The organism is Streptomyces sp. NPDC021212 (assembly GCF_044332925.1).
Taxonomy (GTDB): Bacteria; Actinomycetota; Actinomycetes; order Streptomycetales; family Streptomycetaceae; genus Streptomyces.
On the sequence record NZ_JBIRPZ010000016.1, the window covers coordinates 1 to 22,798 of the forward strand.

24 protein-coding genes and 5 pseudogenes are annotated in these 22,798 nt (G+C 68.9%); 14 read left to right on the forward strand and 15 right to left on the reverse strand.

Features of this window, described 5'->3' with window-relative positions; genetic code table 11:
- A pseudogene (locus ACH4SI_RS34240) lies at positions 1-420 on the forward strand (transcriptional regulator); the annotation flags it as partial.
- On the opposite strand, the gene ACH4SI_RS34245 reads toward ACH4SI_RS34240, so the two are convergent.
- On the reverse strand, positions 401-1,060 hold the full coding sequence (locus ACH4SI_RS34245) for an HAD family hydrolase (protein ID WP_398302709.1): 660 nt from the start codon (positions 1,058-1,060) through the stop codon (positions 401-403). The pseudogene ACH4SI_RS34240 and the gene ACH4SI_RS34245 overlap by 20 nt on opposite strands.
- A 542-nt stretch (positions 1,061-1,602) precedes the next feature.
- Between ACH4SI_RS34245 and ACH4SI_RS34250 the strand changes: the two genes are divergently transcribed.
- The 5 genes from ACH4SI_RS34250 to ACH4SI_RS34270 all read left to right on the forward strand — a co-directional run bounded on the left by ACH4SI_RS34250 (position 1,603) and on the right by ACH4SI_RS34270 (position 4,559).
- On the forward strand, positions 1,603-2,064 hold the full coding sequence (locus tag ACH4SI_RS34250; protein ID WP_398302711.1) for a lactococcin 972 family bacteriocin: 462 nt from the start codon (positions 1,603-1,605) through the stop codon (positions 2,062-2,064).
- 176 nt (positions 2,065-2,240) lie between these two features.
- Entirely contained in the window at positions 2,241-2,861 is a 621-nt protein-coding gene (locus ACH4SI_RS34255; RefSeq protein WP_398303013.1) for a DUF6518 family protein, read from the forward strand.
- Between the two features lie 416 nt (positions 2,862-3,277).
- A complete protein-coding gene (locus ACH4SI_RS34260) occupies positions 3,278-3,556 on the forward strand; it encodes a hypothetical protein (RefSeq protein ID WP_398303015.1) in 279 nt (92 codons plus the stop codon).
- Complete coding sequence (locus tag ACH4SI_RS34265; protein ID WP_398302713.1) at positions 3,553-3,954, forward strand: type II toxin-antitoxin system VapC family toxin; 402 nt, start codon at positions 3,553-3,555, stop codon at positions 3,952-3,954. The genes ACH4SI_RS34260 and ACH4SI_RS34265 overlap by 4 nt, the downstream gene beginning before the upstream one ends.
- 62 nt (positions 3,955-4,016) lie before the next feature.
- On the forward strand, positions 4,017-4,559 hold the full coding sequence (locus ACH4SI_RS34270) for an NUDIX hydrolase (RefSeq protein ID WP_398302715.1): 543 nt from the start codon (positions 4,017-4,019) through the stop codon (positions 4,557-4,559).
- On the opposite strand, the gene ACH4SI_RS34275 is transcribed toward ACH4SI_RS34270, so the two are convergent.
- Positions 4,556-5,332, reverse strand: coding sequence for a hypothetical protein (locus ACH4SI_RS34275; protein WP_398302717.1), 777 nt, complete (start codon positions 5,330-5,332; stop codon positions 4,556-4,558). The two genes, ACH4SI_RS34270 and ACH4SI_RS34275, sit on opposite strands and share 4 nt — an antisense overlap.
- Before the next feature lie 221 nt (positions 5,333-5,553).
- Here ACH4SI_RS34275 and ACH4SI_RS34280 point away from each other — a divergent pair, with 221 nt between their 5' ends.
- Positions 5,554-6,039, forward strand: a complete 486-nt coding sequence (locus ACH4SI_RS34280; RefSeq protein ID WP_398302719.1) for a MarR family winged helix-turn-helix transcriptional regulator — start codon at positions 5,554-5,556, stop codon at positions 6,037-6,039.
- Positions 5,979-6,223: pseudogene (locus ACH4SI_RS34285) on the forward strand (GNAT family N-acetyltransferase); the annotation flags it as partial. The gene ACH4SI_RS34280 and the pseudogene ACH4SI_RS34285, both read left to right, overlap by 61 nt.
- A 2-nt stretch (positions 6,224-6,225) precedes the next feature.
- On the opposite strand, the gene ACH4SI_RS34290 reads toward ACH4SI_RS34285, so the two are convergent.
- The gene (locus ACH4SI_RS34290; protein WP_398302721.1) at positions 6,226-6,957 is read right to left on the reverse strand and encodes an alpha/beta fold hydrolase; all 732 of its coding nucleotides are present in this window, start codon (positions 6,955-6,957) and stop codon (positions 6,226-6,228) included.
- 134 nt (positions 6,958-7,091) lie between these two features.
- Between ACH4SI_RS34290 and ACH4SI_RS34295 the strand changes: the two genes are divergently transcribed.
- Positions 7,092-7,958, forward strand: a complete 867-nt coding sequence (locus ACH4SI_RS34295; protein ID WP_398302723.1) for a helix-turn-helix domain-containing protein — start codon at positions 7,092-7,094, stop codon at positions 7,956-7,958.
- A 14-nt stretch (positions 7,959-7,972) separates the two neighbouring features.
- On the opposite strand, the gene ACH4SI_RS34300 is transcribed toward ACH4SI_RS34295, so the two are convergent.
- The 3 genes and pseudogenes from ACH4SI_RS34300 to ACH4SI_RS34310 form a co-directional block, all read right to left on the reverse strand.
- Positions 7,973-8,683, reverse strand: coding sequence for a zinc-binding dehydrogenase (locus ACH4SI_RS34300; RefSeq protein ID WP_398303016.1), 711 nt, complete (start codon positions 8,681-8,683; stop codon positions 7,973-7,975).
- Positions 8,602-8,820 (reverse strand): annotated as a pseudogene (locus ACH4SI_RS34305) (alcohol dehydrogenase catalytic domain-containing protein); the annotation flags it as partial. The pseudogene ACH4SI_RS34305 and the gene ACH4SI_RS34300, both read right to left, overlap by 82 nt.
- Positions 8,821-8,945: 125 nt before the next feature.
- Complete coding sequence (locus ACH4SI_RS34310) at positions 8,946-9,287, reverse strand: winged helix-turn-helix transcriptional regulator (RefSeq protein WP_398302726.1); 342 nt, start codon at positions 9,285-9,287, stop codon at positions 8,946-8,948.
- Positions 9,288-9,383: 96 nt separating this feature from the next.
- On the opposite strand from ACH4SI_RS34310, the gene ACH4SI_RS34315 reads away from it, so the two are divergent.
- Positions 9,384-10,256 (forward strand): NAD(P)-dependent oxidoreductase, encoded by an 873-nt coding sequence (locus ACH4SI_RS34315; protein WP_398302728.1) that lies wholly within the window; start codon positions 9,384-9,386, stop codon positions 10,254-10,256.
- A 42-nt stretch (positions 10,257-10,298) separates the two neighbouring features.
- Here ACH4SI_RS34315 and ACH4SI_RS34320 read toward each other — a convergent pair whose 3' ends face one another.
- Positions 10,299-11,534, reverse strand: a complete 1,236-nt coding sequence (locus tag ACH4SI_RS34320; RefSeq protein WP_398302730.1) for an acyltransferase family protein — start codon at positions 11,532-11,534, stop codon at positions 10,299-10,301.
- 349 nt (positions 11,535-11,883) lie between these two features.
- On the opposite strand from ACH4SI_RS34320, the gene ACH4SI_RS34325 reads away from it, so the two are divergent.
- The gene (locus tag ACH4SI_RS34325; RefSeq protein WP_398303018.1) at positions 11,884-12,246 is read left to right on the forward strand and encodes a DUF6247 family protein; all 363 of its coding nucleotides are present in this window, start codon (positions 11,884-11,886) and stop codon (positions 12,244-12,246) included.
- A gap of 138 nt (positions 12,247-12,384) precedes the next feature.
- Entirely contained in the window at positions 12,385-13,074 is a 690-nt protein-coding gene (locus ACH4SI_RS34330; RefSeq protein ID WP_398302735.1) for a DUF4142 domain-containing protein, read from the forward strand.
- Between the two features lie 12 nt (positions 13,075-13,086).
- Here the strand turns inward: ACH4SI_RS34330 and ACH4SI_RS34335 are convergent.
- The 7 genes and pseudogenes from ACH4SI_RS34335 to ACH4SI_RS34365 all read right to left on the reverse strand — a co-directional run.
- A pseudogene (locus tag ACH4SI_RS34335) lies at positions 13,087-13,838 on the reverse strand (zinc-binding dehydrogenase); the annotation flags it as partial.
- Positions 13,839-13,955: 117 nt separating this feature from the next.
- Positions 13,956-14,210 (reverse strand): annotated as a pseudogene (locus tag ACH4SI_RS34340) (alcohol dehydrogenase catalytic domain-containing protein); the annotation flags it as partial.
- 110 nt (positions 14,211-14,320) lie between these two features.
- On the reverse strand, positions 14,321-14,818 hold the full coding sequence (locus tag ACH4SI_RS34345) for a hypothetical protein (RefSeq protein WP_398302737.1): 498 nt from the start codon (positions 14,816-14,818) through the stop codon (positions 14,321-14,323).
- Between the two features lie 99 nt (positions 14,819-14,917).
- Entirely contained in the window at positions 14,918-15,556 is a 639-nt protein-coding gene (locus tag ACH4SI_RS34350; protein ID WP_398302739.1) for an MBL fold metallo-hydrolase, read from the reverse strand.
- A gap of 23 nt (positions 15,557-15,579) precedes the next feature.
- A complete protein-coding gene (locus tag ACH4SI_RS34355) occupies positions 15,580-16,665 on the reverse strand; it encodes an S-(hydroxymethyl)mycothiol dehydrogenase (protein ID WP_398302741.1) in 1,086 nt (361 codons plus the stop codon).
- 115 nt (positions 16,666-16,780) lie between these two features.
- Positions 16,781-18,400, reverse strand: a complete 1,620-nt coding sequence (locus ACH4SI_RS34360; protein ID WP_398302743.1) for a M4 family metallopeptidase — start codon at positions 18,398-18,400, stop codon at positions 16,781-16,783.
- 372 nt (positions 18,401-18,772) lie between these two features.
- Positions 18,773-19,348: a TerD family protein gene (locus tag ACH4SI_RS34365; protein WP_398302745.1), complete on the reverse strand. Its 576-nt coding sequence runs from the start codon at positions 19,346-19,348 to the stop codon at positions 18,773-18,775.
- Positions 19,349-19,595: 247 nt separating this feature from the next.
- On the opposite strand from ACH4SI_RS34365, the gene arfB reads away from it, so the two are divergent.
- The gene (gene arfB, locus ACH4SI_RS34370; protein ID WP_398302747.1) at positions 19,596-20,024 is read left to right on the forward strand and encodes an alternative ribosome rescue aminoacyl-tRNA hydrolase ArfB; all 429 of its coding nucleotides are present in this window, start codon (positions 19,596-19,598) and stop codon (positions 20,022-20,024) included.
- A gap of 76 nt (positions 20,025-20,100) precedes the next feature.
- Here arfB and ACH4SI_RS34375 read toward each other — a convergent pair whose 3' ends face one another.
- Complete coding sequence (locus ACH4SI_RS34375; protein WP_398302750.1) at positions 20,101-20,676, reverse strand: flavin reductase family protein; 576 nt, start codon at positions 20,674-20,676, stop codon at positions 20,101-20,103.
- Positions 20,677-20,966: 290 nt separating this feature from the next.
- Here ACH4SI_RS34375 and cdgB point away from each other — a divergent pair, with 290 nt between their 5' ends.
- Complete coding sequence (cdgB, locus tag ACH4SI_RS34380; protein WP_398302752.1) at positions 20,967-22,658, forward strand: diguanylate cyclase CdgB; 1,692 nt, start codon at positions 20,967-20,969, stop codon at positions 22,656-22,658.
- Positions 22,659-22,798: the final 140 nt, after the last annotated feature.

Genomic DNA, 22,798 nt, shown 5'->3' on the forward strand with positions numbered 1-22,798 from the left:
GAAAGCGTGCTGGCCGAGCGCGATGCGGACGAGCCACGCCCAGTGTGGATGGACTGGTTCACCCCGGTCCGCCTCGCCGCCTTCAAGGGCAACACGCAGCTGATCGCCGGACACACAGCCCAGGCCCGAGCCACGCTGCTCGGAGTGCTCGACAACCTACCCGCCGACGACGGCAAGCAGCGGACGATCATCCTCGGCGACCTGGCGGCCGTGGAGGCCGCAGCCGGTAAGCCAGAGGAAGCCTGCCGGTGGGCCAATGAAGCGCTCGATCAGCTCAGCGCTACCTGGTACGCCGCAGGCATGGACCGAATCCGCGACGTCCGCAAGCGGCTCCATGCCTGGCGCAACGAACCGTACGTCCGCGACCTGGACGACCGGATGTACGGATGGGGAACGACCGTCAGCGCTCTTCAGCGTTGAGCCCGGCGACCAGCCCCGGCAACTCGGCGAGGCTGTGCACGCGGAAGGTCGGGACCACGACGGCTTCCGGGTCGTCCCACTGGATGGTGGCCCACGGTCCGCGCCGGATGAGCGCCGTCTTCATGCCCACCTTGTCCGCCGGGCGGATGTCGTTGTCCAGACGGTCACCCACGTAAAGGATCTCCTCGGCCGGGCAGGGAGCTGCGTCCGCCGCGTGGGAGAAGAACGCCGGATCGGGCTTGGATACGCCCCAGTCGTCAGACGTGGCGATGAAGTCGGTCGGGAGGTCGAGCGAGCGCAGTATGCCCCCGGCCCGCACGGTCTGGTTGCCCGCGATACCCACCCACAGACCGGCATCCCGCAGCGCCGTCAGCGACGGCCGGACATCCGAGTACAGGTCACTGTCATCGAAGTGCTCGGGCTGGCCTGCCTGCGCCCGCTTCTCCCGCTCTTCGGACAGGTCGAATCCAGGGCGGAAGACCTGGAACGTCTCGCGGTAATCCCTGCCCTGAGCGATCACAGCACCGAACATCGCCGCGAACGTGTGCCGGGGCACCCCCAGCCAATCCGCCCACGTGCCGTACTCACGAGTCTCGTCGACCAGGCACTCACCGACATCGAAAACCACAGCTCGGATCATGATGAGCAGGGTAGGACACACGGAGCGCGCGTTGCTTGTCGAGCGGTACAGCCGAGGCGGGTACGCCGTCGCCGAGACGCTGACCACCCCGCAAGGGAGACCAATTACGCAGAGGTGCACGCGCTTGCTCCAGTGAGGGAGTGGGCTGAGGACTCATGGCTACCGGTGTGCCATGCCCGTCGGCGATCAGGCGGTCTTCGGATATTGACCGGCCTCGGTCGACCGGCCACGAGCCCGTTGCGCCCCCTTCTGGCATCAATCACGCAGAGGGACGAGTCCAGCCCGACGGCAGCACTCACCTTGTCTCGCACGCGGTGGTCAGGCCAGGACCAGCGGCGTAACAGGCAGCCACCGCTTACCCGTCCCCCAAACGGCAGTCAGTGGTGTCTAATTCGACATGTTACGCCACAGAAAATCCAATAATGTTCAAATTTACAGGCTGAATGGCCTGAAAGTGTCTCAAAAATATTTGCAAAGCGGTGATCCGATAGTGAAAGATGCTGTTGCACTTTTCGCTCGGCAAAAACAAAGGAGGCGCAGTCATGAAGACGCCCGGGAAGATGATCACTTTCGCCGTCATGTCTGTGATGGCGGCAGCTGGGACTCTGGCCACGGCGGGGTCCGCTGTTGCGGAAACTCCGCAGGTCCAGACGCACGCCGTACACAGATCCGTCGCTCCCCCGCCTGAGTTAATCGGCCCGAACGGCGAGAAGCCTACCGAGTGGGGAATGGCTTCCATTTCTCTCGACTCGTCTACGGGTTCGATGGCTCCCACGGCGACCAAGGAAGTCGGCGGCGGGACGTGGAGCTATGGAACCACGGGGACTACCACGAAGGGGTGCTACTCGAACTACATTCACCCGAGCAAGAAGCACTCGGCGAGCATAGCCATTGCCAATGCGAGCGATAAGGACATTCGGGGTAAGGATGTCTGGGCAAAGGCCTATGGCAAGGCAGGTGCTGCCCACACCTGCTACACGTACTGGGGTGTCTACGACGACTAGGAAATAGCGAGACGCCGCGCTGCCGAAGCCCTGGCTACTCCGCAGTTCCGAAGCCTGTGGCCAGGGCTTCGGCGTGTAGCGACCTCTCCTGCAAGATTGGTGACATCGGTTACCGAGGGAGTACGTCATCGCTGTTTTACTTTTCGTGCCCGGTATCACGTAAGGTTGTGTTTTTAGTGCGCTCTCCTTTTCTTGTACTCATGTCTGCCGCAGTTGCTGGTGCGATTGTGGGAATTTGCGGCCCTTTGTTTATTTCGACTGGTGGGCAGCCTGGGCATGTCGTGCATGTGGTATTGAGTGCTGGATGGAGTTGGGCTGCCCTGGCTTTTTGTGTGGGAATGTCAAGCAGGTCGAAGCGGCTATCCGCCGGTGCGGGAGTAATCTCGCTAGTTGTTGCCGTGCTCGCCTATTACCTGACAAAGGCGGGGCAGGGGGAATTTCTTTCGGCAGACCTTAGTGACCCAACTGGGCGGACGACATATTTTTCTTGGGGCGACTTTTTGTCGGGCACTGTGCTGTGGTGCTTTTTTGCCTGCCTCTTGGGGCCGATCTTGGGGGTTTCTGGAAATATTTCAATAAACGGGCCATGGCGTCTTCCTTCTCGGCTTTTGGTCCCGCTTGTGGCTATTGCTGAAACCTCTATGCGACTCACTGACGAAGCTTCGCGGCAAGCGCCGATCGTCTCAACAACGTGGAGCGTCATCCGTGTTGTAGCAGTAATCGCGATCCTAGTCCTAGTGGGTCATGCAGGACTTGACAGCTGGCGTCGACGAACCGCCAAGGTGCATCAAGGATGAAATCAGGTCATCGTTGTATGCCAACCGGGTGACTCTGGATCCTTGCTGGGCCGCGCAGCCCTCAGCGGGCAGAGAGAGTCATTGGTGCAGTTGAGAGCCATGGTCTTCGTCCCAGCTACGGCCCTCTTCATAGTCGTGGTGGCCTGACGGCAGTCGTTGACGGCAACAGGAGTGCACATCGCCGTATCGGCAGACTCGTCCGCGAACTATGCAGGCTAGAGCGAGCCGTTGGCGGGCTGATCACTGCACCAGCGTGACGAACTTGTAAAGCGAAGGTCGTCGGTTCGAACCCGACAGTCGGCTCTGTGCGCGAGCTGCGCGAACGCCCCGGACAGTGCCAGTCCGGGGCGTTTGGCTTCATATCGGACATCACCGAGGGTGCCCAGTATGGCATTGCTGATGCCATACTGGGTTCCATGGCTGATGACAGCGATTTCCTGCCCGGCGACGGTCCCAGCAGCGGGATCTCCGTCACTCTGTCCGCCGGTACGCTGCGGGCGATCCGGGATCGGGTCGGCAAGCGGGGGGTCTCCGCGTATCTGGAGCAGGCGGCGCAACGTCAGATCGAGCGCGACAACCTGGACGAGCTGATCGCGGACTTCGACGAGGCCAATGGTCCTGCCGATCCGGAGGCCGTGGCGGCCAAGCGTGCCAGGCTCATCGCTCCGGCATCCGACGCCGGCGAGGCCGCGTGAGCGGCGCCCTTGTCCTGGACAGTGAGGGGTTGGCCAAAGCGGTCCGGCGCGACCCTGAGGTACACGAGTGGTTGACGGCTGCTCGCGGCGCGGACCTTCCGGTTGTCACCTCCGCCGCGGTCCTGGTCGAGGTCATCCATCCGAAGATCAATGACGCCGCGTTGAAGTGGACCTTGTCCCGCCTCCGCGTGGAACCGGTCACTCAGGCTCTCGCTCAGTCCGCTGCCGATTTGCTGCGGGATGCCGGGCTGCACGGTCACAAGTACGCCATCGACGCGATGCTGTGCGCGACTGCGCTGGCCCAGCCGGGCGGCCGGGTCACGATCCTGACCTCTGACGTGGAAGACGTCGAGATGCTCATGGTGAAGCACCGCCGGGTGGTGGCTGAGAAGGTCTGAGCGCAGGCCGACCGGCGGCGGTGCCATGCTGGACACCGCGTCGGTGAGAGGGAGTTGGCCTCATGAGGTGGACCGTCCATGGCGAGCGGCAGATCTACAGCAACCCCTGGGTGAACCTCTGGCTCGTGGACGTCCAGCAGCCCGACGGCCACCGCTGGGAGCACCACGTCGTGCGCCTGCGCCATCTCGCCGTGGCTGCCGTGGTCGATGATCAGAAGCGGCTGCTGATGATGTGGCGGCACCGTTTTGTGACCGACACCTGGGGTTGGGAGCTGCCCATGGGGCTCATCGAACCCGATGAGACCCCGGAGCAGGCCGCCGCGCGTGAGGTCGAGGAGGAGACCGGCTGGCGGGTGGAGGCGGCGAAGCCACTGGTGTACGCCCAGCCCGCGAACGGCATCACCGACTCCGAGCACCATGTCTTCCGTGCTGACGGCGCCACGTACGTCGGCCCGCCGACCGAGCTGAACGAGTCGGACCGCATCGAGTGGATCCCGCTCTCGGAGATCCGCGGAATGATCGACCGCCGCGAGATCGTCAGCAGCGGCAGCCTGGTCGGCCTGCTGTACCTGCTCCTGGACGAGGCCAACCGGCCCACCGACTAGCGCGGCACCTCACGCATGCGCTGCTCGAACCTGATGACGGGCGTCTCGTGGGCGTATGGAGACAGCCGACGGTGAAACTCGTGGATGTGTCCCACGACCCGGGGTGAATCGATGACGGCGGTGAGGTCGAGCGCGAGCCCCGCGCTGCCGCAGGCGTCGTCGAGTTTGCCCTGCTGGAGCTGAGCGCTGGCCAGCCAGAAAGCATGGAGGGCCCGACCGCGCTGCCGGGACGCCGTCTCTCGACGCGGACCCTCGGCGATCAGAGGCTCGGCCTGGTGGGCCTCGCCGAGCCGGGCCAAAGCGATGCCCGCGTCAACGAGGAGCTTGGCTTCGTCGAAGTAGCGAACCCAGGAGGGCGCTTCGTCTTCACGGCCCCGCGCGAGTTCATATGCGTCACGGGAGCGGCCGATGGCCTCATGACAGGCGGAGCCGTCGCGCAGGGCTGCGTGGCCGAACGCTTCGCGCATGTGGAGCATGGACATCACCAACGGCTGGTCATTGACTGCTCGCGCGACATCATGAGCTTTGCAAGCCAAGGCAACCGCGTCCACTGGGTTGCCGTCATAGGTCGCGTGCAGGCTCATACAGGAGAGCACGTTCGCCATGAAGAGGCGGTCTTCCTGCCCGTGGGAGAGGGCCAGGGCCTCGGTGAAGTAGAGGCGGGCGGTACTGTGCTGGCGCGCATCGAAGTACGCCCAGCCCGCGAGCCGAGCCAGCTCAGCGGCGACGGCGTGAAGGTCTCGGCGTAGGCCGTCGTCGGACGTCCGCATCATCTGAGTGACCTACCTGAGGTGACCCAGGACAGCGGGGCGCAGGGATGTCCCGCCGTGCTCGTCGTCGTGACGCCAGTAATCCTCTACCGCGGAACGCAGCGCGGCGATGGTTGAGGGACTGATCCGTTCGTCGGTCAGAGCCAGGACCTCATCGGTGGACGGCGGCTCGTCGGCACGCGTCGGCTCGGGCTCTGGGTCAGCCGCGGGTGCACGGTGAACCGATGGATCGCGTGGCCCGCATTCAGGCCGACTGGCGCCGCGAGCGCCCCGATGTCGACATCACCCCGCAGGGCGTGATCGGCCGACTGCACCGCCTGGCCGACCGGCTCACCGAGGAACTCTGCCTCGTCTACGGCCGCTACGGCCTTGGCGAGGGAGAGTTCGACGTCCTGTGCGCCCTGCGCCGCGCCGGGGAGCCCTACGAGCGGGCGCCTGGCGAGCTTGCCGCACACACCATGGTCACCACCGGCGCGATGACGAAGAGGATCGACCGCCTGGAGCGGGCCGGATTCGTCACCCGCCGCCGTTCCGGCGACGACCAGCGCGGCCGGATCGTCGCCCTCACCGGACCCGGGCGCGAACTGATCGACCGAGCGTTCACCGACCACATGCGCAATGAGCGTCGCCTGCTGGATCTGCTGACGCACACCGAGGCCGAGCAGCCCTTGCCCTGCCAGGCGTCGATGCCGTGGTCGTGGACCGGGTGATGACGGAGGAGGCCCATCGGCGGCGCGGGCTGGGCGGCTTCGTGATGCGTACGCTCGCCGACCGCGCCCTGGACGGGGCGCGGTCCTCGGCGTGCTCGGGGCGACCGACGCCGGGCGTGCGCTGTACGAGTCGCTGGGCTGGAAGAAGCACACGACGTTGGCGGAGTGCGTCTACCGGCATTGAGGTCAGGTGGAGCCGAGCTTGAGCAGGAGCTCGGTCAGCTCGGTTGGCATGGTGATCATGCAGTCGTGGCCGGTCGGCAATTGCCATACCTGGGCCGGGGTGCCGTTGGGCTGGATCGGGGGGACGGGGCGGCGGGGCCAGCCCTTGGGCTCGTCGACTACGCAGTGGATGTGGGTCCGGGGGATGGTGTTCATGGCCGGGTTGTCCAGCCGGACCGGTTGCTGGAGGCAGCGCACCGACTGGTCCGACAGGGTGGTGCGCAGCCAGGCGGCGTCTGCCGGGTCGGTGACTCCGAACAGGCCGGTGGCTGGCGGCATTTCGAGTAGGGGTGGGACGCGCCAGCCGCTGTCGGATCGGAGGGCGCCGTCGATCAGGTCCTGGGTGATGGGCATGACATCGGCCGCGCTCTCGCCGTCCTGCGGGACCATCGCGTCGAGGTAGACCAGGTGCGCGATCCGGTCCGGGATCCGGTTGGCCGCGGAGGAGATGACCAGCCCGGCGTAGCTGTGGCCGACGAGGATCACGTCGGTGAGGTCCTCGTCGGTGATCAGCCTGACGACGTCGTCGACGTGCGTGTCGAGGCCGACGTCGCGGCTGAGCAGATGTGCCTTGTCGCCGTGGCCGGTGAGGGAGGGCGCGAGGGCCCGGTGTCCGGCCGAGGCGAGTAGCGGGGTCACTCGCTCCCAGCACTGGCCGCTGTGCCAGGCGCCGTGTACCAGCAGATACGTTGACATGGTTGTCGCTCCTCGGGGTGGATCGGCGGGCTGTCCATCACGCTGCCGCCCGGGTTCCGGGCGAGCCAGAGTCCCCGCGATCCTGGGGGTGGCAGGGCCAGGCACGTGCGCGGCGGTGTGATTACCGTCGAGACATGAGCGATGAACCGAACCTGCTGGGCGATTACGTGCGCGCCCGCCGCGAACTCGTCACCCCTGAGCAGGTCGGTATCCCCGCCGTGGGCCTCCGGCGCGTGCCGGGCCTGCGCCGGGAAGAGGTCGCGATGCTCGCGGGCATCAGCGCCGACTACTACCTGCGCCTGGAGCAGGGCCGCGACCGCAACCCCTCCGTGCAGGTCCTGGAGTCCCTCGCCCGCGTGCTGCAGCTCGACGACGAGGCAACGGCGCACCTGTTGCGCCTCGGCGCCGCGAAACCCCGACGGCGCCGGCGGCGGCCCCGGAGGGAGACCGTGCCGCCGGGCATCGCCCAGCTCGTCGCCACGCTTCCGCTCCCCGCACACGTCGAGGGCCGCTACTTCGACGTCCTCGCCGCCAACGCCCTGGCGACCGCCCTGTCACCGCGGCTCGCGGTGGGAGCCAACCGCATGCGCGACCTGTTTCTCGACCCCGCCGAGCATGCGCTGCACCCGGACTGGGAGAGCGCCACCGTGGATCTGGTCGCCGGTTTCCGTGAGTCCGTCGGCACCGATTTGGACGACCCCCGCTTCATCGAGCTCGTCGGCGAACTCTCTCTCGCCAGCCCCCGCTTCAGCCGCCTCTGGGCCCGACACGACGTACGGACGTGCACGGGGGCGTCCATGCGCCTCGAGCACCCCCAGGTCGGTGGCCTGCAACTGAAAGTGGAGCGGCTGGGTGTCAGTGCCGCGCCCGGTCAGGTGCTCGTCATCCACCACCCGGGCCCCGGCACGGACACCGCCGACAAACTGGCGCTCCTCGCCTCCGCCACCCAGCCACCGACCGCGTCCCAGGCGGCACGAAGGGATGCCCACCTCGGTGGATGAGTCCGACGGCCGCGTCAGGGGCGCAGCGTGATCTTCCCGAACACGGGGCTCGATTCGAGGCGTTCGTGCGCACGCCAGGCGTCAGTGAGAGGGATCTGTTCATCGATGATCGCCCGCAGGTCACCTCGGGCCGCCTGGCCGAAGAGCTCGGCCGCTGCCGCCCCGGCCGTGTCGGCGTCGACGGAGTTGAGACTGAGGGCGAGGAGGGTTGGCGAGTTGTGGTACGTGGTCAGGATGCTGCCGAAGGCGTCCGGCGCCGGTGCGCCTCCAGCGGCTCCGACCAGCACGTACCGGCCGTTGGGCCGCAACCTCTCGATGTAGCGGCCGAGATCCGGACCGGCGACCGGGTCGACGACGATGTCGTACGTGTCCGCGCTGCCGTCCTGGCCTGTCGTGCGGTCCTGGACGCGCGCGACGCCGAGGTCCCGGAGGCGGTCCGCTCGGGCGAGGAAGTGACCGCGGTCATTGTGGCCCCGGACAAGGTGGCCAGCTGCGCGGCCATCAGCCCGATACCCCCGCCGGCGCCCCTGACCAGCACCCGCTCGCCTTCTTTGACGCTCGCCCTCTTCAGGCCCAGGCTCGCGACCAGCGCGTTCACGCCGAGTGCGACCGCGTCGGCGGCGCTGAGGCCCTCCGGCAGGCGCACGACATCGCGGGCGTCGGCGACGACCCGCTCGGCGTAGGCCCCGCGTCCGGTCAGCGCGAAGACCCGCTGACCGAGCCACTGCTCATCCACTCCGTCACCGACAGCGGCGACGGTGCCCCCCGCCTCTATGCCGGGGACGAAGTCGGGCTCGGAGAGCGGCTGGTAGTCGCCGTTGCGGGCCATGACATCGACGTAGCCGACCCCTGCGGCTTCCACCTGGAAATGTCACTGAATAGCGAAAGCCTATAAGGGGCAGCTCGCTTTGTGGGGTGACGTGGAGGAGGCCACCAAGCCCACCGATCAGCGGTATCGGCGGAGGGGCGCGTCGGCTCGGGGCGGGGTCAGGAGTGGGGGACGTTGCCGAGGATGTTCTCGCGGCCCCAGGCGCCGAGTGGGGACAGGGCCTGGTTGAGCGAGGTGCCGAGCGGCGTCAGCGAGTACTCGACGCGGGGTGGCACCTCGTCGTACACCTCGCGGTGCACGATGCCGTCCAGCTCCAGTTCCCGTAGCTGATCGGTGAGGACCTTCTCGGTCACCCCGGGCAACTCCCTGCGCAGCTCGCCGAAGCGGTGGGGGCGGACGTGGAGCGCCCAGAGGATCAGCACCTTCCACTTGCCGCCGATCACGTCCATCGCCGCGTCGATCCCGCATACGTACGAGCCCGGTCGGCGCGTGGTCCGCATGGCTGTCCCCCTCCACCTCGTCGCTTACGAAAGGGTAACCACCCACTTCGAAGTGGGTACTTGAGCGCTCGGCGTGCGGCGACGAGCCTGGGCGGCATGAGAGAGGACACGAAGAAGATCAGCGTGCTCGGCCTCGGTGCGATGGGCACCGCGATCGCTCGGGCGTGGCGGGGCGCGGGGTATGGGGTGACGGTGTGGAACCGTACCGTGGGGCGTGCCGAGGCGCTCGTCGGCGAGGGGGCGGAGGTCGCGGGGACGGCCGGTGAGGCGGTGGCCGCGAGTGGTCTCGTGGTCGTCTGCCTGCTCGATGACGCATCGGTCGGCGAGGTTCTGGCAGACGCCGACCTGATGGGCAGGGACCTGGTCAACGTCACGACGAGCACGCCCGGCCAGGCGCGCCGGCGTGCCGACTGGGCGGGCGCGCGCGGCGCCCGTTATCTGGACGGGGGGATCATGGCCGTTCCGCCGATGATCGGGGTCCCGGATTCGGGTGCGTACGTCTTCTACAGCGGGTCGCCGGAACTGTTCGCGGACCACCGCGACGCGCTGGCCGTCCCGGCGGGCACCAGGTATGTCGGTGAGGACGCGGGCTCGGCCGCTTTGCATGATGCGGCGTTGCTGAGCGCCATGACCGGCATGTTCGCCGGGGTGTCACACGCCTTCGCGCTCATGCGCGGGTCGGAGGCCGCTCCGCGGGAGTTCGCGGCCCTGCTCGTCGAATGGCTCACCGCCATGGCCCCCTCCGCGAACGGGGTCGCCACGCACCTGGAGACCGGCGACTACACCCTCGGTGTGACGTCGAACCTCGTCATGATGGTGGAGGGCAACGGGACGCTGCTGCGGACCGCCGAGGAACAGGGCATCAGCCCGGAGTTGCTCAGCCCGTTCATGGCGCTGATGGAACGCCGTCTCGCCGGGGGACATGGAGATGAGGGCACTACGGGGGTGATCGATCTCCTGCTTCGGTGAGACGGCTGCCGGCTGCCCGACTGCCGCCCGCCGACCGCCGACTCAGGCCGCGCGGCCGAAGGAGCGGAGCCGGGTGAAGGAGGAATCCAGGCCGCGCTTCAGCAGGCGCGCCGCCGGCCGTTCCACGAAACGGTGCACCAGCCAGCTCAGGACCAGGAAGCCGGCGATGACGAGGGCGATGAGCAGCCGGGGGTCCATGGTGCCGTGCAGACGGCTGATCAGCGACGTTCCGGCGACGTAGTGCATCAGGTAGAGCGGGTACGTCAGACAGCCCGCGGTGACCAGCCACTTCCAGCGGATGCGGTCGGTGTAGCCGAGCGCGACGGCCACCATGACGAGCAGGAACACCGTGAAGATCAGAACGGAACCGCGCCAGCTGGAGACGTCTTCGTACGCGACCCGCATCGCCAGCTCGCGCTGGCCCATCAGCCACGCCATGGCGAGGATGCCCCAGAGCAGCAGGTCCTGGCCGAAGCGGTGCATGAGGTAGAGGGCGAGGCCGGCGATGAAGTACCAGGCGCCGCTCGGGTCGGCCGCCAGGACCAGCAGCGGGAACTTGGACACGGGGGCGAGCATCGCGGCCGCGCCCCATACACAGCAGAAGACGACGACCCTGCGGTAGGTCAGGCCCATGGCGACCACGACCATGAAGAGCAGGTAGAACCGCAGCTCCGACCAGAGGGTCCAGTAGACGATGTCGACGTCCGGCACGTCGGAGCCCGACTGGAGCATGGTGAAGTTGAGCAGGATGTCCCGCCCCTGGGGCCGTTCCCATACGCCCGGCAGGGCGATCATGGCGGCGGTGGTGAAGGCCACGCCGACCCAGTACGCGGGGTAGAGGCGGATCACGCGGGAGACGAAGAAGTCCTTCGGGGTGCGGCCCCAGCACGACATACAGATGACGAAGCCGCTGATCACGAAGAAGATCTCCACGCCGATCCAGCCGAAGGAGGCGAAGTGGAACAGCGTGGGCATGATCTCGGATGAGGGACGGTCCCAGATCGCGTTGCCCGGCTGGTTGGCGCGGTTGGTGCCGACGTAGTGGTGCACGGCCACCATGAGCGCGGCGACGAGGCGGATGCCGTCGATGACGTACAGCCGGGGCCGGGCCCGCCCGACGGTGACGACCTTACGTGCCGGGGCCGCGGGGGCCGTGGGGGCTGTCGGGACCGTCGGAGCGCCGGAGGCCGCTCGCGGCGGCGGTTCGACTACGGCGACGCCGCCGCGTCCGAGCGAGTCGACGGCCGGGGGAAGCGGCTGCTGAAACCTGCCCTGCATCAGACCTGCGTCATCCTCACGAGGGGGAAACGGCGGAACCTTGTGCGCGTGCGCGGCCTTGGCACAACGGCCACGGGCGGCTCACGCTACGTCCCTTGGAGCCTGCTCAGCCCGGACAGACGACAGCAAATCGGACAGCGCGGAGGCGTCGTTCCGGAAACGCTCCTGGATGTGCCGTGCACTGTTCTCCATCACTTCACCCACAAAGGCCGTCCGGGGCGTTCAACTTCGGCCGCTCGAGCGTGGGGAAACGATCAATAGGGGTCAGGGCCGGGTGGTGGGTGAGACGCGGGTTTAGGCTCGCGGCGGCGTTCGTGCGAGGTGTTCAGGAGGTGCAGTGATGACCGAGCTGACCGAGCAGTCCTCCGCCCAGGACGGGCCCCTGATCCCGATGCCGGTCCTCACCCCGTCTGCGTTGCGGGCGGCGGTCGCCAGCATCGCTCCCGGGGAGTTGCCCGCCTTCGTCGAGCATCTGGACCGGGCGGTCGAGCAGGCCGCCCGTAACGGCACGATCGCTCCGTTGCGTACCTTCCTCCAGTGGTGGGGCGAGTTCGTCGCGATTCAGCGGTATCCGGCGCGGGCCGCGCGGCTGCGGGAGTTGGAGGTCGTGGCGGAGGAGGCGACGGACCGGAAGGCGCTGGGGTCGGCGCTGGCCGAGATGCGGCAGATCATGGACGCGGCGCATCGGGAGACGCCCGCGGTAGGGCGATAGCCGCGTCGTGTCGGCGGGAGTGTAGGGGGAATCCGGGGGCGGGGCAGGGGCTTTTGTGCACTCCTGACGAACGCAGTTTTTTGCAGCAGGCAAAGTTTAGTGTTTCGCGTACTCCAGCACCCCCCACCAGGAGGCACGATGACCACTCATGGGCGCGGCAGTCGCGCAGCATCGAACCGCAGCCGCATGATCGCCGTCGGTGTCGCCTTCGCGGCGGTGGTCGCGGGAGCGGGGATCTGGGTCTCCCAGGCGGATGACGGGGGGAGCCAGTCGGTGACGGACAGCGGCATGCCGTCCGCGCACGGTGGCGCCGGGGCGGCGGCCGCGTCGGGGGCGGGGGCCGCCAACTCCGGGCCGTTGAGCGAGCTGGACAAAACGTTTCTGGTCAAGGTCCGGCAGGCCGGGCTGTGGGAGATCCCCGCCGGGCGGATGGCGCAGAGCCAGGCGTCGAGCGAGGCGATCAAGCGGGCCGGGACGCATCTGCTCGACGGGCACAGCAAGCTCGACCAGCTGGTGCGCGAGGACGCGAAGGCGTTGTCGGCGCCGATACCGGACGATGCCTCGGCCGAACAGCATCAGTGGGTGGAGCAGTTGAAGGCTGCCGACGGCGAGAAGTTCGACCAGCTCTTCGTGGATCTGCTGCGCGCCTCGCACGGGAAGATCTTCATCACCATCGGCGAGGTCCGCGCCGCCACCAAGAACCATATGATCCGGCGGCTGGCCCAGGTGACCAACGACACCGTGATGGACCACATGACGGTGTTGGAGGACACCGGGTTGGTGACGGACGCGGTGCTGGATGACGTCGGCGCCAGCGTGCCGAAGTAGTCCAGAAGTGGTTCAGGGGATCAGTACGACCTTCCCCATCGTCGCCCGCGTCTCCAGCGCCCGGTGCGCCGCGGCCGCCTCGGCGAGGGGGAAGCGGTGGACGGACGGTACGAGACGGCCGGATGCCGCCTCCGCCATCGAGCGCTCCTCCAGGGTGCGCATCGGGTCCGGACCGCCCGCCTTCTCCAGCATCGGCGGGCCGAGGACGGACCGCGAGGTGATGCCGCGCGCCGCGAGCTGCGCCTCGGTGAACTCCAGCGGTCCGCCGCTGTGCGGCCCGCCCGACGACCAGCCGAAGACGGGATGGCGGCCGCCGGGGGCGAGCAGGTCCACGGCCGCGCGGGCCGGTTCTCCGCCCACCCCGTCGAAGACGACGGTGGCCGGACGGTCCGCTCCGAGTGCGGCGCGGACCCGCTGTGGCCAGGCCGGGTCGTCGTAGTCGACGGCGAGATCCGCGCCCAGTTCGCCTGACGCGCCAGCTTCGCCGGGCCGCCCGCGAGACCCACGACGGTGGCGCCCGCGTGCTTCGCGTACTGGACCAGGAGCTGGCCGATGCCGCCCGCCGCCGAGGTCACCAGGGCGACGTCGTCGGCCGTCAGCTCCGCGAACTGGAGGATGCCCAGGGCCGTACGCCCCGTACCGATCATGGCGATGGCCCGTGCCGCGTCCAGCGCGTCCGGTATGTCGTGCAGTTTGGCGGCCGGGGCCACGGCCAGTTCGGCGTAGCCGCCGGGGGCCATGCCGAGGTGGGCGACGACGCGTCTGCGTAGGGGGTGGCTTCCGGATCAGGCCGGATCAGGGAGCGGGGTCAGGGGGCACCTCCCAGCGGTAGCTGGGGGAGCGTGCCAGGGCCCGCGAGCCCGGCATGATCCGGAAGCCACCCCCTGGCCATGCCGGGTCGGTGCCCTCGCCCAGGGCGTCGACCGTGCCCGCGACCTCGCGGCCGGGGATGGTGGGCAGCTCGGGGGCGGTGTGGACGGCGGTGGTCAGGCCCTCGCGCAGCACGGTGTCCAGCAGATGCACCCCCGCGGCGGCGACCGCGATCCGTACCTGGCCGGGGCCGGGCTCGGGGTCGCCGGTCTCCTCGTACGTCAGGTCCCGGCGGGGCCGAAGGCGTGCAGGCGTACGGCGTGCATGGCGTCTCCCAAGGGCTTGAGGCGCACCGTGCGGTGGTGGTGCGCGACCATGCCGTCAGCCTCCGACTTCAACCAAGGTTCACGTCAAGGGAGGCAAGGGAAACAAGGGATCAGACGCGGGGGTAGCGGGCCTGGAGGTCCCAGATCGCCGGGTTGTCGCCCAGCCCTTCGTGCATGTCGACGAGATCGGCGATCAGATCCTGGAGGAAGTCGCGGGCCTCGCGGCGCAGCGCCGAGTGCTGGAAGGTCAGCGGCGCCTCTTCGAGCGGCACCCAGTCGGCGGTGATGTCGACCCAGCCGAAGCGGCGCTCGAAGAGCATGCGGTCGGCCGATTCGGTGAAGTCCAGTTCCTCGTGGATGCGCCGGGCGGACCGGCTGCCGCGCGGGTCGCGGTCCAGCCGTTCCACGATGTCGCAGAGCGCCCAGGCGAAGTCGAGCACCGGAACCCATCCCCAGGCTGTGGACAGTTCGCGGTCGGCCACGGTGTCGGCGAGATAGACGTCGCCGCAGAAGAGATCGTGGCGCAGCGCGTGGGTGTCCGCGCTCCGGTAGTCCGTCTGCGGCGGGTCCGGGAAGCGGCGGGAGAGGGAGTAGCCCAGGTCGATCACGGGGTTGATGGTGTCATGGGGGATCCGGCCGGCACGGGGGCAGGGGCGCCCTGGGCGGCGGGCCCGGGCGCCCTCCGTGCCGTCCCTTCAGCCATCCCTTCAGTGCCCGCGCGCGATCCACTCCTCCAGGTGCGGCGCCTCGTCCGCGATCAGCGTCGGGTCGCCGTGCCCGGTGCGGACGACGGTCTGCGGCGGCAGGGCGAACAGCCGCTCCCGGATCGACTCGATGATCGTCTCGAACGAGGAGTACGAGCGCCCGGTGGCGCCGGGACCGCCCTGGAAGAGGGTGTCCCCGGAGAACACGGTGGTCAGGGCGGGGGCGTGCAGGCAGACCGCGCCGGGGGAGTGGCCGGGGGTGTGCAGGACGCGCAGCTGCGTACCGCCGACGGTGAGCACGTCGCCGTCGGCCAGCGACTTGTCCGGCGCGCGGTCGGGGTGGCGCATCCGCCACAGCACCTCGTCGTCCGGGTGCAGCAGGATCGGGGCGCCGGTGCGGTCGGCGACGTCCGGGGCCGCGTCGATGTGGTCGTCGTGGCCGTGCGTACAGATGACGCCGAGCAGCCGGCGGTCGCCGATGGCCTCGACGATCGCGTCCGCGTCGTGGGCGGCGTCGATGACGTACACCTCGTGGTCGTCGCCGACGAGCCAGACGTTGTTGTCGACGTCCCAGGTGCCGCCGTCCAGCGAGAAGGTGCCGGACGTGACCAGATGGTCGATGCGTACGGGCGGAGGGGGCATCGCGTTGTCACCACCAGGCATCATCAGAGCGTCACCACCGAGCGCAGCACGTCGCCGCGGTGCATCTTGTCGAACGCCGCCTCGATGTCGTCGAGCCCGATGGTCTCGCTCACGAAGGCGTCCAGGTCGAGGCGTCCCTGCTGGTAGAGGTCGATCAGCAGGGGGAAGTCGCGGGACGGCAGACAGTCTCCGTACCAGGAGGACTTGAGGGCGCCGCCGCGTCCGAAGACGTCGATCAGCGGCAGTTCGAGCTTCATCTCCGGGGTGGGCACGCCGACCAGGACGACGGTCCCGGCCAGGTCGCGGGCGTAGAAGGCCTGCTGGTACGTCTCGGGGCGGCCGACCGCCTCGATCACCACGTCCGCGCCGTTGCCGTCGGTCAGTTCGCGGATGGTCTCGACCACGTCGGCGGATCGGCCGTTGACGGTGTGGGTGGCGCCGAGGGAGCGGGCCTGCTCCAGCTTCCGGTCCTCCACGTCCACCGCGATGACCTTCGCGGCCCCGGCGAGCCGGGATCCGGCGATCGCGGCGCCGCCGACCCCGCCGCAGCCGATGACCGCGACCGCGTCGCCGCGCCCGACGTTGCCGGTGTTGATGGCGGCGCCGATGCCGGCCATCACGCCGCAGCCGAGCAGCCCGGCGGCGGCCGGGGAGGCGGACGGGTCGACCTTGGTGCACTGGCCCGCCGCGACGAGCGTCTTCTCGGCGAAGGCGCCGATGCCGAGGGCCGGGGTCAGGGCGGTGCCGTCGGTGAGCGTCATGGGCTGCGACGCGTTGTGGGTGTCGAAGCAGTACCAGGGGCGGCCGCGGCGGCAGGCCCGGCACTGGCCGCACACGGCGCGCCAGTTGAGGATGACGAAGTCGCCGGGGGCCACCTCGGTGACTCCGTCGCCCACGGACTCCACGACGCCCGCCGCCTCGTGTCCGAGGAGGAACGGGAAGTCGTCGTTGATGCCGCCTTCCCGGTAGTGCAGATCGGTGTGGCAGACGCCGCACGCCTGGACCTTCACCACCGCCTCGCCGGGGCCGGGATCCGGCACCACGATCGTTTCGATTCGGACCCGTTCGCCTTTGCCGGCGGCCACCACGCCGCGTACGTGTTGAGTCATGGAAGCAGCGTAAGGGCCGATCAGCGGCTGCGACAGGAACTCAGGGTGACCGCATCGGGCCGCACCGACATCGCCGGTGCGGCCCGTTCCGCTTACTTCACTTCACGCGCTTGCTTCACTTCACGTTGATCGCGGTCCAGGCGGCGGCGACCGCCTTGTACTCGGTGCTGTTCGCCCCGTAGAGGTCGGTGGCGGCACTGAGGGTGGCGGTGCGGGCCTGGGCGTACTTGCTGGTGGAGGTCAGGTACGTGGTCAGGGCCTTGTACCAGATCTTGATGGCCTTGTCGCGGCCGATGCCGGTGACGGTCGAGCCGTCGTACGTCGGGCTGTTGTAGCTCACGCCGTTGATGGTCTTCGCGCCGCTGCCCTCGGACAGCAGGTAGAAGAAGTGGTTGGCGGGCCCGGAGGAGTAGTGGACGTCGAGGTTGCCGAGCGTCGAGGACCAGTAGTCCTTGGACGCGCCGTCCTTGCTCGGCTTGTCCTGGTAGCGCAGCGGGGTGCCGTCGCCGTTGATGTCGATCTTCTCGCCGATGAGGTAGTCACCGACGTCGGAGGAGTTGGCCGCGTAGAACTCCACCGCGGTGGCGAAGATGTCGGAGGTGGCCTCGTTGAGGCCGCCGGGCTCGCCGCTGTAGTTGAGCTTGGCGGTGGCGGCGGTGACGCCGTGGGACATCTCGTGGGCGGCCACGTCGATGGAGGTGAGCGCGTTGGCGTTGCCCGAGCCGTCGCCGTACGTCATGCAGAAGCAGGAGTCCTGCCAGAACGCGTTGACGTAGTTGTTGCCGTAGTGGACGCGGGAGTACGAGCCCACGCCGTTGTTCTTGATGCCGTTGCGGCCCAGGAAATTCTTGTAGAAGTCCCAGGTCTCGGCGGCGCCGTAGTGCGCGTCGACACCAGCGGTCTGGCGGCCGCCGCCCCAGACGTCGTCGGCGTCGGTGAAGAGCGTGCCGGTGCCCGACGTCCCCTGGTTGAGGTCGTAGGTCTTGTGGCTGCCGCGCGTGCCGTCGGTGAGGTTGTACGTGGAGCCGCTCTTGGTGGTGCCGAGGGTGACCGTGCCGCTGTACTTGCTGGTGCCGGTGCCGGTCTCGACGGCCTCGTTCTCGGCCAGCTTCTTGCCGGTGGCGGCGTCGGTGATGACGTGCAGCTCGCTGGGCGTGCCGTCCTTCTGGGTGCCGGTGACGACGGTCTCCCAGGCCAGCACCGGCTTGCCATTCGCGGCCCAGACCACCTTGCGCGGCGACTTGGCCTTCTCGCCGGAGTCGGCGGCGGTCGCGGCCTTCAGCGCCGTCTTGGAGGCGGCGGAGGCGGACACCGCGGCGTCCGTGCCGGGCACGGTTATCTTCGCGCCGGTCGCCTTGGTGACGCTGCGGGCGCCGCTGGGCTTCTCGTGGACGACCAGGTCGCCGCCGAGGACGGGCAGCCCGTCGTAGGTGCGCTCGTAGCGGGTGTGCACGGTTCCGTCGGCGTCCTTGATGACGTCGCGGACGAGGAGCTTCTCCTTGGCCCCGAGCCCCAGGTGGTCGGCCTGGGCGGAGGCATCGGCCTGCGCCGCCTTGATGGAGGCGGTGCGCTCCGCGGGGGACAGCTGCAGCGCGGTCGCGCCGGCCTCCCGGGAGTTGTCCGGCTGGGCGCTGGCCGAGCCGGTCTGGACGCCGATGACGACCATGGCGGCGGAGGCGACGAGCGCCGCCGCGCGGATGGTCTTCTTGCGGGGGGAGGAAGCGTGAGGTCTCACTCGGTCTCCTTGCTGAGAGGCCGCGGGATCGCGGCCCGTGTAGGGGGTGCGGACAGCCGTGGGTGGACTGCCCGGTCGAGCAGGAGTGGTGCGTGAGTGCACGTCGAACCAGGGCTTACCGCCCAGGACTTACCGAGCGGTCAGGATCGACGCGCGGCGAGCCGAGCAGAGATTGTCATCGAATGATTCGTTCTGACAGGTGCGTAACAAGAATTTGACCGTTCGTTATTCAAGCAGGGCAAATTTCGGTCAGTCAGGCATAGCGGAGGAATGGTCTGGTTGGTTCGAACTTGTCATGAAAAACGGCGAGGGCCGCCCCCTCCGGTGGGGGCGGCCCTCGCCGCGTGGAGCGCTGGAGGCTCCGGCGTTGACTCAGACGTTGACGCCGAAGTCCTGCGCGATGCCGACCAGGCCCGAGGCGTAGCCCTGGCCGACGGCGCGGAACTTCCACTCGGCGCCGTTCCGGTACAGCTCGCCGAAGACCATGGCGGTCTCGGTGGCGGCGTCCTCGCTCAGGTCGTAGCGGGCGATCTCGGTGCCACCGGTCTGGTTGACGATGCGGATGAACGCGTTCCGCACCTGGCCGAAGTTCTGGCTGCGCGACTCGGCGTCGTAGATCGAGACCGGGAAGACGATCTTGTCGATGTCGGCCGGCAGACCCGCCAGGTTGACGTTGATCTGCTCGTCGTCGCCCTCGCCCTGACCGGTCACGTTGTCACCGGTGTGGACGATGGTCTGGTCCGGGGTGGCCTTGTTGTTGAAGAACACGAAGTGCTGGTCGGAGTAGACCTTGCCGTTCGCGTTCACGGCGATGGCGCTCGCGTCCAGGTCGAAGTCGGTGCCCGTGGTGGTGCGGACGTCCCAGCCGAGGCCGACCGTGACGGCGGTCAGGCCCGGTGCCTCCTTGGTGAGCGAGACGTTGCCGCCCTTGGACAGGCTTACAGCCATGGGGAGTCCCTTTCGTGGTCTCGATGGTCCGAGTCGGCGGACTTCGTCCTTCTTGCTTCTGGTTCCTTGCTCCGGGCGAAGTCGCCGTCATCCTCCACAACGCCATCAGGGCACCGACAGGTTCCAGGTAGCTTTACTTTCTTTGCCAAACCCTGATGGGTGCCTCCGACGGCTGTCCGCGGCGGCCCGCGCCGGGCCCCGTCAAAACGGGATGACGCGGCGGGGGTCGGCAGGTGACCATGGAGCCATGTCCGGCCCCTATGTCATCCGCGGTTCGGTCTCCCTGCCGGAGGCCGAGCTGATGTGGCGTTTCTCCCGGTCGTCCGGGCCCGGCGGACAGCACGTCAATACGAGTGACTCCTCCGTCGAGCTGCGCTTCGACCTCGCCACCACCGACGCGCTGCCACCCGTATGGAAGGAGCGCGCGCTGGAGCGGCTGGCCGGACGGCTGGCCGACGGGGTGCTGACCGTACGGGCGTCCGAGCACCGTTCCCAGTGGCGCAACCGCGAGACGGCCGCCGTCCGGCTCGCCTCGCTGCTCGCGGAGGCGAGCGCGCCGCCGCCCAAGCCGCGCCGCCCGACCCGGATCCCGCGCGGGATCAACGAGCGGCGGCTGCGGGAGAAGAAGCGGCGGAGCGACACCAAGCGCGGGCGCTCGGGACGCGACTGGGGCTGAGGGGTGTGCCCGGCGCGGGGAGGGGCGTACGGCTGGGTGGCGTACCGCCGGTTGGCGTAACGCTGCGGGCCGGATCTCAGTCCAGTGTGCGGTAGCGCCCCCGGAAGTACATCAGAGGTCCGCCCTCCGCGCTCGGCGTCGTCGCCGACAGCACCCGGCCGACCACCAGGGTGTGGTCCCCGGCCGTCATCCGCTGCTCGGTGCGGCACTCGAGCGTCGCCAGCGCCCCGGAGACCAGTGGAGCGCCCGACTCCGCGCCGCGCGTCACCGCCATGTCCGCGAACAGCAGCCGGTCGCTGATGCGCCCCTTCATGGCGAATCGTCCCGCTGTGGTCCGTTGACTCTCCGACAGCACCGACACCGCCCAGAGCGGCTGTCGTTCGAGCAGCTCGTCGACCCGGGAGCCGTTGCGAACGCTCACCATCACGAGCGGCGGGTCAAGTGACACCGACATGAACGCGGTGGCCGTCATGCCGACGTCCTCACCGCTCGGCCCCTCTTCCGGGTCGTGCGCGGTCACCAGCACCACACCGGCCGCCAGTCGCGACAGGGCGGCGCGGAAGTCGTCCTCACTCACCCCACCAGCATGCGGGACGGCGGGCCCGGTCGGGGTGGAGGGAGGGGCGGGAGCGGAAGGCGTCGTCTGGAACACGTTCTACACGCTAGTCGTGTCGCGCCGCCCCGCGCATCGGGCCACCGGACCACTGCGGACTAGGTCTCGGGCCGTAGGCGGCCCCTTGTGGAATTTGCTTATCGAAAAAGTAGGAGCGCTCCCACGCGGTTCTGGTGGGGCGCGAACACGGTCTGTGACATGAGTCACAGCAGCCAGTAATTGTTGACCCTGTGTACCGGGTGGGCAGCTCGCTGTGATTCAGTGGCCGTGGCAATCGGACGACAAAGGAAGCCAGGAGTTGCTGTCGAGGTCTCGGGGGAGTGCGAGCGATGGAGGCCGAGTCGGAGCCCTATATCCGCCTTGCGACCCTGCGGCAGCTGCATCAGGTGGTCGCCGACCTGAACACCGCGCGCAGCCTCGCCGACACCCTGCAGACCGTCGCCGACGGCGTCATAGCCGGGCTCGGCTACGAGCTGTCGGCCGTCAATCTGGTCCGTCCGGACGGTGACCTCGTGGTCGCCGCCGTGGGCGGCAGTGCGGGCGCCGAGGCGCTGATGGCCGGGCGGGTCGGCTCCCGCGAGTCCTGGGACCGCCGGCTGTCGATGGGTGACCGCTGGGGCGATCTGCGCTTCATCCCGCATACCGAGGGCTGGGTCCTCGACGATGACGACGTGCCGCAGTGGCACACCCCCGGGCCCGCGCCCCGCTTCGCCGACGAGTGGCACCCCATGGACCGCCTGTTCGCCCCCCTGTACGCGGCGGGCGCCTCCGGCGGCGAGCTGATCGGCATCCTGTCCGTCGACAAACCGCGCAACGGGCGCCGCCCCGGCGCATGGGGGCGCGAGGCGCTGCAGATGTACGCCTTCCATGCCGCCATCGCCATCGGGAACGCCCGGCTGCGCGGCAACATGCAGCGCGCCCTGCTGCGCCTGGAGCGCGAGCAGCAGGCCCTGCGGGCCAGTGAGGAATCCTTCCGTCAGGCGTTCGAGTACGCCCCCAGCGGCATGGCCATCGCCGAGATGGGCGGCGATCAGCACGGCCATCTGCTGCGCACCAACGACGCCCTGTGCCGGCTGCTGGGCCGCCCCGCCTCGGCGATGCGCCGCTACTCGTTCGCCGACCTCGTCCACCCCGAGGACATCGGCACCCTGCTGCGCACCTCCCACGAAGGCGGCCGCTCCGAGCTGCGGCTGGCCCGCCGCGACGGCACGTACGTCTGGGTGTCGCTCCGCAACTCGGTGGTCGCCGACGCCGCCGACGGCCCGCGCTTCCTGCTCACCCACGTCGAGGACATCGAGGAGCGCAAACGCCATGAGCTGGCCCTCGCCCACCGCGCCAGCCATGACTCGCTGACCGGCCTGCCCAACAGCGCCGAGCTGCGGACCCGCCTCGGCAGCAGGCTGTGCGCCCATCCGCCGCAGGGCGGCCGGGCGGAGTTCACCGACGGGCCGCCGGGGGCGGACGGCGAGGAGGGGCCGATGCCGGCCGCGGGCGGCTTCCCGCACGGCTTCGACGAGTTCGAGAGCTACGGCGCCCCGCCCCCGTTCAGCACGGGCGGCGTGCCGTTCGACCACCATGTGCACACCTTCGCGCCCAACGAGGACGGTGACATCGACGACGGCCACAAGGGGCTCGCGGTCCTCTTCTGCGACCTCGACGGCTTCAAGTCGATCAACGACCGGTTCGGCCACCACGCGGGGGACGCGGTCCTCATCGAGGTCGCCCGCCGGCTCACCAGCGGGGTGCGGGACGGCGACACCGTCGCCCGGCTCGGCGGTGACGAGTTCGTCGTCCTCGCCGACGGCCTCGGCCGGGCGGACGCCCAGGACCTGGCCGTCCGGCTGCGCAACGCGATCCTGCCGCCCATCCGGGTCGACGGCCGTGCGGTGCGCGTGGGGGCCAGTTTCGGGATCGGCTGGGCGGGCTGCGGCATGTCGGCCGAGGAGGTTCTGCACTCCGCCGACCAGCGCATGTACGTGGAGAAGCGGTCCCGCTCGAAAGAGCGCAGACGAGCCGGGTGAGAGCCGGGCGGTCCGCGGCCGGGGCGGGCGGCAGCCCGGCCCGCTCCGATCGAGGTACGCTGCGTCGATGCGGCCCTGCCGCCGACAGTGAACCGATCATGAATATTGGCCATCCGGACAGCCCACGCCCTTCCTAGGCC